Source organism: Thalassobacter sp., assembly GCF_982993085.1.
Genome location: NZ_CEZFMW010000118.1, coordinates 1 through 10,961 on the forward strand (window position 1 = coordinate 1; position 10,961 = coordinate 10,961).

Here is a 10,961-nt window from a genome sequence, read left to right on the forward strand (position 1 = left end):
GACAGTACGGGGCGGTTTTTCGACATGCTCCATTCCACCTTTGCCTCCATCGAAGAGGGCGAAAACATCGCCGCCCGCGCCCTTGGCCGCCCCGAGATGGCGTTTGAGTGGGATGCCGTGCGCGCCGTTCTGACCCGCCATGACGAAAGCCAGCAGGCGGAACTGGCGGCCCTGATGCAGGCCTATCTGGGCAAGACCCTGTCACCGCACCGCCAAGGGTTTACCGCCCTCATCGGTCAAGCGGGTGAGCAGGTGTCGGGCATCTATGAGGCTGATTACCGCGACTTTAACCGTGAAACCTATGCCCGTGGGCGCGAAACCTTTGATGCTACTTATGCGGCGTTCAAAAAGCTTCTGCTGGGTGTTTGGCGGCGGGATGAATTGGCCCAGCGGGAGGCGGCGGAATGAGCTGTAGCGTACCCCCCTCAACCAACCTGAGCCGATTTCATCCGTCAAATAGACCCTAACCAAGGCATTTTGAGGGGGAAGAAACCCCTAGGCGCAGTCTCTGCTCCCCGCTAGGCTCCGCCCCCGATCCAGGAGGACACCCAAATGGCCAAACGCAAACGTCTCAGCCCCGCGGCCGCCCTATCCCCGCAGGCGGCATCCGCACCAGACGCCAAGGCATCGCCCTTTCCCAGCCCCTCCATTGCGCCGCCCCCGATCGCTCAAGTCAGTGCACAAGCCGCCAGCACCGCCGCCCTGACCGAGCTGTCGGACATGGTTACCGAGGCGCGCGCCTCGGGCCGCCTGTTAGAGGCGTTGCCCCTAGAGGCCATCGAAATGCACCACATTCTGCGCGACCGCATGGGGATGTATGGCGAAGAGCTAGAGGTCCTTGTGGCCTCGTTGCGCGCACGGGGGCAAAGCACCCCGATTGAGGTCACCCCCCTGCCCGACCAACCGGGGCGGTATGGGTTGATCTCGGGGTACCGGCGGATGGCGGCGCTGCGCAAACTGGCCGCTGAGGACCCGGCCTTTGGCACCGTAAAGGCACAGGTGATTTCGCATGGCTCGGCGCAGGCGGCTTATGTGGCCATGGTCGAGGAAAACGAGGTCCGGGTTGATCTGTCCCCCTATGAGCGGGCCCATATGGTGGTGCGTGCGCTGGAAAACGGTCTGTTTTCCGATGAAAAAGACGCGCTGCAAACGCTCTATGAACATGTGACGCGGTCTAAACGGTCTCGGATCAAGGCGCTGATGCCGTTGGTGCGGGCCTTGGGTGACAGCCTGCGCCACCCTGCCCACCTGTCTGAGCGCATGGGCCTTGCGCTGGTCAAAGCAGTGACCGCCGATGCCGAATTGGGCGTGCGCTTGCGCGATCTATTGGCCGCCCAAGCGGAGGTCAGCCCCGCGGAAGAGGCCGCGTTAATGGAGCGTGTCTTGGGCGATAAACCGGTGCTTCAAAGCCAAGTCGAGACCGCGGCAGAACAGGCCCAAGAGGCCAAGGAATTGGCCGAGGCCCCCGTGGTCAAACCGCGCCGCCCGCAGGTAAGTTTTGAGCCTAATAAGGGACTTTTGCAGGTCACGGGTGCGGATGATGCTTTGTTCGAAGCGGTCAAAAGACTGGTCCGTGACTTTGATGACGACTTCGTAGAATAGGTCAGTTGTATTGACCCATTGTTGCGCGTGCGCAACAATGGGTCCGGTTTGATACCTATTTTGCAAGCGCCCCGCCCTGCCCTATTGGGTGTATCCCACCACAATCTCTGAGACGATCTGCTGGTCCGCGCCATAGCTGCCGCCGGGCTTAAGATAGATCAAAAGGCTGCCGTTATCCGGCGCCGTATAGGCCGCAAAGCTTGCGGTCAGTTCGCGCCAGCCTTGGGACAAAGGCGCGTCATCGATGCCAAAGATCAACGTGCGGGTGGTTTCGGCGTCTGTGTTCCAAGCATCCCCGTCCGGCGTATCGGGGCCGTGTTGGAAATAAAGCCGCAGGCTATAGCTGGTCAGGTCCGCCGCCTCGGCCCCATCGGCGCGCAAACGGCCCATCAGGGTCTCAACCCGACTGCCCGCGCGCAAATAAAGCCCGGTGTCCAACCACGTCAGGGCAGGATCGGCCCCGGTGTCGCTGGCCCCGGTGTGGGCATCACCCACCGCCCCATGGGCGCGTGACAGCGTCACCCAGCGCTGATCGGTATAGGCAATCCAGCGCCCCCCCAGTTCAGCGTGATGCGGGACGTGGGCCCCAGATGGAAAGCTGACCATGCCACTGTCGGCATCCACCTCTAGGCCGGTAAACCATGTGGTCCCATCCCCGCTGACCTTGACGGAGAAATTATCGCTGCCCGCCAGCCCCATTTCTGCGCGCCCCGACCAGTTGCTTTGGTACAAAAGGCTTGCGGTCTCAGAGGCATCTGCCTTGTTGATTTTCAACTGGTGCCCCGCGCCTTCGTGGCTGAGCAGGGTGTTGGGCGCGGATACAGCAAGGCGGTTGGTGCTATCGGCGGTGGTGTTCACACCCAAGGTTTCGACCGCGTTGCCGGGCAAAACCCATGTGCTGCCGTCATAGACCCATTCGATCAGCGTGTCCGTGGCGCGCGTGGTCCACCCCGGCAAGGGCACGATGACGGTCCAGCCGCTGTCCTCCCACACGGCGATGGCGCCATCGAGGCCCGTCCAATCGCCTGTGCCGCCCGTGCCCACCACATAGCGCGCGCCTTGGGCAGGGTCTTCGGGGGGGGTCGTGCGCCCCACCTCGGTCACGGTGGGTTGGACGATAACGTCTAGGGTGCGAATGGCCTCATTATGGGTGACGTGTTTTTGGGCCTGTGCAGGCTGAATATAAGGCAATGACAAGATAAGAGACGAGTCAGACAATGTGACCTCCACAAGAATTGAACCAGCATGTGCGTGTAATAAGAGATGCGAAATGTCGGGCTGAGCAGTTAACAGAATGTTAATTTTCTACGTTTGCGCGGGGGGCGTGTATCCCTCTGGTGGGGGCAATGCGGGGTTGTGCTGGAAAAGGGCGCGCGCCCGCAGTACCAAGGCGCCAACGCGATGGGTTTTGCCCGCCTATACCTCTGATCTTTTGTCCAAGGACGTCCCGATATGACCGACATGCCCAACACCCCAAACCCGACCATCACCGTGGGCCCAAAGGCCGCGCCGGTTGTGTTTGATAACGCGGCCCCTGTGTCGTTCATTCTGGGCCCGTGCCAGATGGAAAGCCGGGGCCATGCCCTGATGATGGCGGGCCAAATCAAAGAAATCGCGGACCGTGTGGGCGTGTCGGCGGTGTTCAAAGCGTCCTACGACAAAGCCAACCGCACCAGCCTGTCGGGCAAGCGTGGTATCGGGATGGAGGCCGCGCTTGAGGTCTTTGCGGAGATCAAATCCACCTTTGGGATGGCCGTGTTGACGGATGTGCATGAGCCGCACCATTGCGCGACCGTGGCTGAGGTGGTCGATATCCTGCAAATTCCTGCCTTTTTGAGCCGCCAGACCGATCTGTTGGTCGCGGCCGCCAAAACGGGGCGTGTCGTAAACATCAAAAAGGGGCAGTTTCTGGCCCCGTGGGACATGGCCAATGCGGTGTCCAAGGTGGTGAACTCTGGCGCGCGGGATGTGATGTTGACCGAACGCGGCGCGAGCTTTGGCTACAACACGCTGGTCACTGATTTCCGCGGCCTGCCGGAAATGGCGCGCACCGGGGCGCCGGTGATTTTTGATGCGACCCATTCGGTGCAACAGCCGGGCGGGCAGGGCGGTAGTTCGGGCGGGCAGCGCGAATATGTGCCCGTTTTGGCGCGTGCGGCGGTGGCAGTGGGTGTGGCGGGTGTCTTTATCGAGACCCACGAAAACCCCGATGCGGCCCCCTCGGACGGGCCCAACATGGTGCCGTTGGATCAGTTGGAAACGTTGCTGAGCCAGCTCAAGGCGCTGGATGCCGTGGCCAAGCCGATGATCGCGGCAGGCTAGGCGGGTCGGGCAGAGGCGGGCAGGGGCCAATTGACCTCTGCCCTGTGCGTGCCCATAACCGCGTCATGACGCATACACCCCCCCTTGCCCCGACCGCTGCGGCGGATATCGCCCGCGAAGTCCTTATGACCGAGAGCGCGGCACTGGCGACCTTGGCGGCTGACTTGCCCGCCGATTTTGCCGATGTCGTTGCCCTGATTGCGCAGGCTGAGGGGCGGGTCATCGTTTCGGGCATGGGGAAATCGGGGCACATCGGGGCCAAGATCGTGGCGACGCTGGCCTCGACGGGGACGCCTGCGCAGTTCGTTCATCCCGGTGAGGCGTCGCATGGCGATTTGGGCATGATCACGCGGGCAGATGTGTGTGTGTTACTGTCTAACTCAGGCGAAACCGCCGAGTTGAAGGATATCTTGGGGCATTGTCTGCGGTTCAAAGTGCCGCTTGTGGCGCTGACCTCGAATGGGCAAAGCACGCTTGCCCAGGCCGCGACCTACCGGCTGACCCTGCCCAAGCTGTCTGAGGCCTGTGGCATCGGCATGGTGCCCACCACATCCACCACGCTGGCCTTGGCCATGGGGGATGCGCTTGCGGTGGCATTGTTGCGGGGACGGGGGTTCACGGCCGAAGATTTCGCGGTGTTCCACCCCGGCGGCAAGCTGGGGGCGCAGATGGCAAAGGTCGCGGACCTGATGCATACGGGCGATGAAATGCCATTAGTGCAGGCTGGCACACCGATGCCAGAGGCGTTGTTGGAGATGACCTCTAAGGGGTTCGGGATCACCGGTGTGATCGACGGCGCGCGGCTTGCGGGTGTTGTCACGGATGGTGATTTGCGGCGCAATATGGCGGTGCTGATGGGCAAAACCGCCGGTGAGGTCGCCACGCGCGATCCGCGCACCGTAACGCCGGATACTTTGGCCGCGGCCGCCTTGGCCATGATGCAAAGCGCAAAGATCTCGGTGTTGATGGTGACCGAGGGGGATGCGCCGGTGGGCATCTTGCACATCCATGATTTGCTGCGGGCAGGCGTCGCCTAGGGCGGCAGGAAAGGACACCCCATGAAAACCACAATCCTGATCCCCGCGCGCTATGCCTCGACCCGGTATCCGGGCAAACCCTTGGCCGAAATGGTACAGGCCGACGGCAGCCGCAAAAGCCTGATCCAGATGACATGGGAAGCGGCCCAAGGGATTGCGGGGGTCGACGCGGTGTATGTGGCCACGGATGACGACCGGATTGCGGATGCGGCCCGCAGCTTTGGCGCTGAGGTTATTATGACCGCGCTTGAGGCTGAGAACGGCACCGCGCGGTGCGCTGAAGCCCTAAAAAATGCCTGTTTAGAGACTGATTTGGTGGTGAACCTGCAAGGCGACGCCCCTCTGACACCCCCATGGTTCCTAGAGGCGTTGATCGCTGCGATGGCCGCCAACCCGGATGCGCAGGTCGCGACGCCGGTCCTGCGGTGTGATGCGGCGACGTACGGCATGTTCCGTGAGGATCGCGCTGCGGGTCGGGTCGGGGGCACAACAGCGGTGTTTGATGCCGAAAACCGGGCGCTCTACTTTTCAAAGGAAGTGATCCCCTACATCGATCCGGGCAAAGTCCCCGATCCGATCCCGGTGTTTCACCACGTGGGCGTCTATGCCTATCGTCCCGCCGCTTTGGCCCAATACATCACATGGCCCGAGGGCACGCTTGAGGGCCGTGAAGGCCTGGAGCAGCTTCGGTTTGTGGAAAACGGCACGCCAGTGATGTGCGTTGAGGTGGATGCCCGTGGCCGCGTGTTTTGGGAGCTGAACAACCCCGAAGACATCGCCCGCATTGAGGCGGTGTTGCAGGGCGCCTGAGGCGGGGTTCAGACGTTTGGGTACAGTTTGCCCACCCGTGGGGGAGGGGCTTTGGGCTAAAACAGTGTCTAATGTACAGATTTTTAGCCCAAAGCTGACGGCTTATTCCTTAAGCAGCCCTTCGAGATATTGCCCGTAGTCGTTTTTCTTGAACATCTCGGCGCGCTCTTTCAGGTCATCGGCACTGATCCAGCCCATTTCATAGGCGATTTCATCGGGGCAGCCGGCCTGCATGCCCTGCCGGGTTTGCAGGGTCCGCACAAAATTGCCCGCATCCAGCAAGGAGCCGTGGGTGCCCGTGTCCAGCCACGCATAACCCCGACCCATTTTCTGCACGCTCAGGGTGCCCTCATGTAGGTAGGTTTCCAGCAGAGTTGTGATTTCCAACTCTCCCCGCGCGGAGGGTTGGACGCGGCGTGCGCGGGCAGGGGCCGTGCCGTCCAGAAAATAAAGCCCCGTCACCGCGTAGTTTGACGGGGGAACCTCGGGTTTTTCGATGATCTGGCGCACCGAGCCGTCAGGATCAAACCCCACCACGCCGTAGCGTTCGGGATCGGCCACGTGATAGCCAAAGACCGTGCCGCCGGGTTCTCCGGTTTCGGCGGCGGCCATCATCTCGGGCAGCCCGTGGCCGTAAAAAATGTTGTCGCCCAGCACCATTGCGGAGGGCGCGCCGTCGAGGAAATCTTCGGCCAGCAGATAAGCCTGCGCCAGCCCATCGGGCGAGGGTTGTACGATATAGGTCAGTGAGATTCCCCACTGGCTGCCGTCGCCTAAGGTGCGCTTGAACTGATCTTGGTCCTGAGGGGTGGTGATCATCGCGATCTCGCGGATACCGGCCAGCATCAGGACCGACAGGGGGTAATAGATCATCGGTTTGTCATAGATCGGCAAAAGCTGTTTCGAGATTCCGATTGTGATCGGATACAGCCGTGTGCCGGAGCCGCCAGCAAGAATAATGCCTTTGCGTTTCATGGGGTCACTTCCTTTAAAATTTCTTGGATGCCTACGCGCCAATCAGGGCGCGAGAGGCCAAAAACAGTCTCTAACGTGGTGCAATCCATCCGAGAGTTCAGCGGCCGCGTTGCGGGTGTGGGATAATCAGAGGAGGGGATATCGGTGATCGTGCAGGGATGCCCCGCCGCCGTCATCACCGCCCGGGCAACATCGGCCCATGACGCGTCTGGCGCGCCGGAAAAATGGTAGGTGCCGCCCTTGGTGGGGTCTGTGATCAAGGCTCGTGCAATGGTGTGGCAGGCCTGTGCGATGGCGCGCGCCGGGGTCAGCCCGCCGATCTGGTCGGCCACCACGGTCAGGTGATCCCGCTCTGCGCCAAGGCGGTGCATCGTTTTGACGAAGTTGTTGCCATGGGCCGACACCACCCAAGAGGTCCGCAGGATCACATGCGGCCCGCGTGCCGCGCGCACCGCGGTTTCGCCCGCCAGTTTTGACCGCCCATAGGCCCCCAGGGGGCCGGTCGGTGCATCCGGGGCCCAAGGGGCCGTGCCCCCGCCCGAAAATACATAATCGGTCGAGATATGGACAAGCGGGATGCCCAGTTCGGCGCAGGTTTGGGCCATGGCACCGGGGGAGTCGGCGTTGATGGTGGTGGCCGTTGCCTCATCCTGTTCGGCGGCATCAACGGCCGTGTAGGCCGCGGCGTTGATCACCGCGCGGGGGCGGTGGGTCCGGATGGCGGCCGCGCAAGCGGCTGGGTCCGTAAGGTCGGCCTGATCCCGCCCCAAGCAGGTGACATCGGGCAGGGGGGCCAGTTCTTGGGCCACTTGGCCGGTTTTGCCGAACACAAGGATCATGCGGAGGCCTTTGGTGCCGTGACCCCGCCCAACCGTTCGCCCACGCCGTGGCGGGTTTGCAGGGGCCGCCACCACGCCTCATTGTCGAGATACCAGCGTACGGTTTTGGCCAACCCTTCCTCAACCGTGACAGAGGGCCGCCAGCCCAGTTCTTCCGCAATGCGCGACGGGTCAATCGCGTAGCGCGCGTCGTGGCCGGGGCGGTCGGTGACAAAGGTGATCTGATCCGCATAAGACCCATCCGCCTTTGGCTGCATCTCATCGAGGATGGTGCAAAGGGTTTGGACCAGTTCTAGGTTGGTGCGCTCATTTTCGCCGCCGATGTTGTAGCTGCGCCCCACAGCGCCCTTGGCCAGGACGGTCAGCAAGGCGTCGGCGTGGTCTTCGACATAAAGCCAGTCGCGCACGTTCGATCCATCGCCATAGATGGGCAGCGGTTTGCCCGCCAGCGCGTTCAAGATCACCACAGGGATCAGCTTTTCGGGGAAATGGTAGGGGCCGTAGTTGTTGGAGCAATTCGTCATCACGATCGGCAGGCCATAGGTTTCGTGCCATGCGCGCACAAGATGGTCACTGGCCGCCTTGGAGGCTGAATAGGGCGAGCGGGGATCGTAGGAAGTGGTTTCGGTGAACTGGCCCGTTTTGCCCAAGGATCCAAACACCTCATCGGTCGAGATATGGTGAAAACGGAACGCATCGGAGCGGCCTTGGGCGACCCACGCGGCGCGCGCGGCTTCCAGCATGTGGTAGGTGCCGGTGATGTTGGTTTCGATGAAATCGCCGGGGCCGTCGATGGACCGATCCACGTGGGATTCTGCGGCCAGATGCATGACTGCATCGGGCGTATGGGTGGCAAAAACACGGTCCAGCGCGGCGCGGTCGCGGATATCGGCCTGCACAAAGGTGTAGTTTGGTGCATCCGCTACGGAGGCCACATTTTCGAGGCAAGCGGCATAGGTCAGCGCATCAAGGTTGATGACATCGTGGCCCGCCGCCACCGCTTGGCGCACAACCGCAGATCCGATGAAGCCGGCCCCGCCGGTGACAAGAAGTTTCATGGCTTAGTCCTCAAATATGAAGGGGCTGTCAAAATCGGCGAGGGCAGGGGCGTCGCGGTCCTTGTCAGAGGTGATGACATCCCCGTCCCAGTTCCAATCAATGCCGCAACTGTCCCAGCGCACGCCCCCATCAGAGGCCGGCGCGTAATAATTGGTGCATTTATAGATGATCTCGCTGTCGGGTTGCCGGGTCATGAACCCATGGGCAAAGCCGGGCGGCACCCACAGCATCACGCCGTTTTCAAAGCTGAGTTCCTCGCCCAGCCAGTGCCCATACGTGGGAGAGCTTTTGCGTATATCGACAGTGACATCAAAGATCGCGCCGCGTCCGCAGCGCACCAGTTTTCCTTGCGCGTCGGGGGGGGCCTGAAAGTGTAGCCCGCGCACCGTGCCGACCTGCGCGGACAGCGAATGGTTGTCTTGGACAAAGTCCAGATCAAGGCCCGCGTCCGCAAAGGTGCGCTTGTTCCATGTCTCACTGAAAAAGCCGCGGGCATCGCCAAATCGCTTGGGGCTAAGGCGTAAGACGCCGTGTAGGGAGGTGGGTTCAATCAACATGGTTTTGTCTCTATTTTGTGGAATTTTGGTCTTATGGGGCCCTCCCGCCCCTGGGTCACAGTGTTGGTGCTGGATTAGCCCTTGGCACCCTGACCGCGCGCATAGATGTCTTCGTAGCGCACGATGTCGTCCTCGCCGAAATAGGTGCCGGTTTGCACTTCGATCAGGACCATGGGCGCGTCGGTTTTGTTGGCCATGCGGTGTTTGACCCCAAGGGGGATGAACACACTTTCATTGGCCGGAACCTGCTTGATGGTGCCGCCGATGGTGACCTCGGCCACGCCCTCGACCACGATCCAATGCTCAGACCGGTGTTCGTGGCTTTGCAGGCTGAGCTGCGCGCCAGGGTTCACGTGGATGCGTTTGACTTGGAAAATGTCACCAATCACGAGGCTTTCGAACCAACCCCAAGGGCGGTGATCCTTGGGGAATTCGGTGGCTTGGGGGGCCTTTTGCGCCTTTAGGGCGGCGACGGCCTGTTTGACCTCTTGGGCGCGGGCGAGGGGGGCGACCAGAACTGCATCGGGCATGGCCACGGCCACCATATCCTCTAGCCCGATCCCGATAAGGGTTTGTGCAGTGCTTTCGGCGCGCAGCAACGATCCGGTGCAGTTGATTGCGGTAGCGGGGCCATGGGTGGCGTTGCCCGCATCATCGACGCCCATTTCGATGCGCACGGCTTCCCATCCGCCCAAATCGGACCAGCCCGCAGAAAACGGCACGACCGACAGGTTGGGCGCGCGTTCCATCACGGCATAATCGATTGAGATATCGGGGGCGGTTTCCCATGCGGCAGGGTCTAGCCGCAGGAACCCCAGATCGGTTTGCGCGGTCTTAAGGGCCGCGGTGACGGGGGCCACGACGTCGGGGGCGTGGGCGGCAAAGGCGGCCTCAAGCACATCGGCGCGGGCCAAGAATAGCCCCGCGTTCCATAGGAAATTGCCCGCCGCCAGCATATGCGCGGCGGCCTCGGCATCGGGTTTTTCGACAAAGCGGGTCAGGGGCGTGGCGTGGGCCTCTGCTGGTGCTGCAGCGACTTCAAGATAGCCATAGCCCGTTTCGGGCCGGTCAGGGGTGATGCCAAAGGTAACGATCTGGCCAGATTGCGCGGCCGCCACACCGGCCTGTACCGCTGCGCGGAAGGCGGCGGCGTCGGGGACGACGTGATCGGCGGGCGCAACCAGTACCAAAGCCTCGGGGTCGCAGGTGCGCACATGGGCGACGGCGGCCAAAACCGCAGGGGCGGTGTTGCGCGCGGAGGGTTCAATCAGCACCGCACCGGGGTCGATTCCGGCCTGTTGCAGCTGTTCGACGACGATAAAGCGAAAATCACTGCCCGTGACGACAACGGGGGGGGCAAAGCCGGGGGCATGGGTGCGCCGGGCAGATGCTTGAAAGAGCGTTTCATCGCCCACAAGGGGGACAAATTGTTTGGGGTAGCTTTTGCGAGACAGGGGCCAAAGGCGGGTGCCCGAGCCTCCACATAATAAAATAGGTGTAATCATATTTTGGCCCAATCGACGGCTGGCATTTACCTTTTGTTATGCCGCGCGGTCTGAGCGCGCGCAAATGGTTAAGGGATATGGCGACGATGCGCGGCCATCATGTCACGCTTGGGGGCGGGAACATGACCAAATCGGGGCATGTTTCAAATTTTCGTATAATCAATCTTATGTATTGTTAACGTAATTGTGCGCAGGCTTACCCCCGCATGGGCGCAGAATTTTCGTTGCGGTGCGGGCCAAAGATATGGTCCCTTG

Annotated in this window: 10 protein-coding genes and 1 pseudogene; 5 read left to right on the forward strand and 6 right to left on the reverse strand. The window is 61.7% G+C overall.

Annotation, left to right across the window (positions count from 1 at the left end):
- A pseudogene (locus AC4GMC_RS15070) lies at positions 1–408 on the forward strand (AAA family ATPase); the annotation flags it as partial.
- Between the two features lie 144 nt (positions 409–552).
- Positions 553–1,602 (forward strand): ParB/RepB/Spo0J family partition protein, encoded by a 1,050-nt coding sequence (locus tag AC4GMC_RS15075; RefSeq protein ID WP_487877817.1) that lies wholly within the window; start codon positions 553–555, stop codon positions 1,600–1,602.
- Between the two features lie 81 nt (positions 1,603–1,683).
- Here the strand turns inward: AC4GMC_RS15075 and AC4GMC_RS15080 are convergent, their stop codons facing one another.
- The gene (locus AC4GMC_RS15080) at positions 1,684–2,820 is read right to left on the reverse strand and encodes a DUF2793 domain-containing protein (RefSeq protein ID WP_487877818.1); all 1,137 of its coding nucleotides are present in this window, start codon (positions 2,818–2,820) and stop codon (positions 1,684–1,686) included.
- A gap of 234 nt (positions 2,821–3,054) precedes the next feature.
- Here AC4GMC_RS15080 and kdsA point away from each other — a divergent pair, with 234 nt between their 5' ends.
- The 3 genes from kdsA (at position 3,055) to AC4GMC_RS15095 (ending at position 5,771) form a co-directional block, all read left to right on the forward strand.
- Positions 3,055–3,924, forward strand: coding sequence for a 3-deoxy-8-phosphooctulonate synthase (kdsA, locus tag AC4GMC_RS15085; RefSeq protein WP_487877819.1), 870 nt, complete (start codon positions 3,055–3,057; stop codon positions 3,922–3,924).
- 65 nt (positions 3,925–3,989) lie between these two features.
- Complete coding sequence (locus AC4GMC_RS15090; protein WP_487877820.1) at positions 3,990–4,961, forward strand: KpsF/GutQ family sugar-phosphate isomerase; 972 nt, start codon at positions 3,990–3,992, stop codon at positions 4,959–4,961.
- 21 nt (positions 4,962–4,982) lie between these two features.
- Entirely contained in the window at positions 4,983–5,771 is a 789-nt protein-coding gene (locus tag AC4GMC_RS15095) for a 3-deoxy-manno-octulosonate cytidylyltransferase (protein WP_487878870.1), read from the forward strand.
- A gap of 102 nt (positions 5,772–5,873) precedes the next feature.
- On the opposite strand, the gene rfbA is transcribed toward AC4GMC_RS15095, so the two are convergent.
- From rfbA to AC4GMC_RS15120, 5 genes are all read right to left on the reverse strand, one after another.
- Positions 5,874–6,746 (reverse strand): glucose-1-phosphate thymidylyltransferase RfbA, encoded by an 873-nt coding sequence (rfbA, locus tag AC4GMC_RS15100; RefSeq protein WP_487875798.1) that lies wholly within the window; start codon positions 6,744–6,746, stop codon positions 5,874–5,876.
- Positions 6,743–7,585: a dTDP-4-dehydrorhamnose reductase gene (gene rfbD, locus AC4GMC_RS15105; RefSeq protein ID WP_487875799.1), complete on the reverse strand. Its 843-nt coding sequence runs from the start codon at positions 7,583–7,585 to the stop codon at positions 6,743–6,745. The genes rfbA and rfbD overlap by 4 nt, the downstream gene beginning before the upstream one ends.
- The gene (gene rfbB / locus AC4GMC_RS15110) at positions 7,582–8,643 is read right to left on the reverse strand and encodes a dTDP-glucose 4,6-dehydratase (protein ID WP_487875800.1); all 1,062 of its coding nucleotides are present in this window, start codon (positions 8,641–8,643) and stop codon (positions 7,582–7,584) included. The genes rfbD and rfbB overlap by 4 nt, the downstream gene beginning before the upstream one ends.
- A 3-nt stretch (positions 8,644–8,646) precedes the next feature.
- The gene (rfbC, locus tag AC4GMC_RS15115; RefSeq protein WP_487875801.1) at positions 8,647–9,201 is read right to left on the reverse strand and encodes a dTDP-4-dehydrorhamnose 3,5-epimerase; all 555 of its coding nucleotides are present in this window, start codon (positions 9,199–9,201) and stop codon (positions 8,647–8,649) included.
- 74 nt (positions 9,202–9,275) lie between these two features.
- Complete coding sequence (locus AC4GMC_RS15120; RefSeq protein WP_487875802.1) at positions 9,276–10,706, reverse strand: mannose-1-phosphate guanylyltransferase/mannose-6-phosphate isomerase; 1,431 nt, start codon at positions 10,704–10,706, stop codon at positions 9,276–9,278.
- Positions 10,707–10,961 lie beyond the last annotated feature (255 nt).

Excerpts from the sequence above, each read along its gene's own strand:
- AC4GMC_RS15075 (WP_487877817.1), top strand. The coding sequence starts at position 553 with ATGGCCAAACGCAAACGTCTCAGCCCCGCGGCCGCCCTATCCCCGCAG.
- kdsA (WP_487877819.1), top strand. The coding sequence starts at position 3,055 with ATGACCGACATGCCCAACACCCCAAACCCGACCATCACCGTGGGCCCA.
- AC4GMC_RS15090 (WP_487877820.1), top strand. The coding sequence starts at position 3,990 with ATGACGCATACACCCCCCCTTGCCCCGACCGCTGCGGCGGATATCGCC.
- AC4GMC_RS15095 (WP_487878870.1), top strand. The coding sequence starts at position 4,983 with ATGAAAACCACAATCCTGATCCCCGCGCGCTATGCCTCGACCCGGTAT.
- rfbA (WP_487875798.1), bottom strand. The coding sequence starts at position 6,746 with ATGAAACGCAAAGGCATTATTCTTGCTGGCGGCTCCGGCACACGGCTG.
- rfbD (WP_487875799.1), bottom strand. The coding sequence starts at position 7,585 with ATGATCCTTGTGTTCGGCAAAACCGGCCAAGTGGCCCAAGAACTGGCC.
- rfbB (WP_487875800.1), bottom strand. The coding sequence starts at position 8,643 with ATGAAACTTCTTGTCACCGGCGGGGCCGGCTTCATCGGATCTGCGGTT.
- rfbC (WP_487875801.1), bottom strand. The coding sequence starts at position 9,201 with ATGTTGATTGAACCCACCTCCCTACACGGCGTCTTACGCCTTAGCCCC.
- AC4GMC_RS15120 (WP_487875802.1), bottom strand. The coding sequence starts at position 10,706 with ATGATTACACCTATTTTATTATGTGGAGGCTCGGGCACCCGCCTTTGG.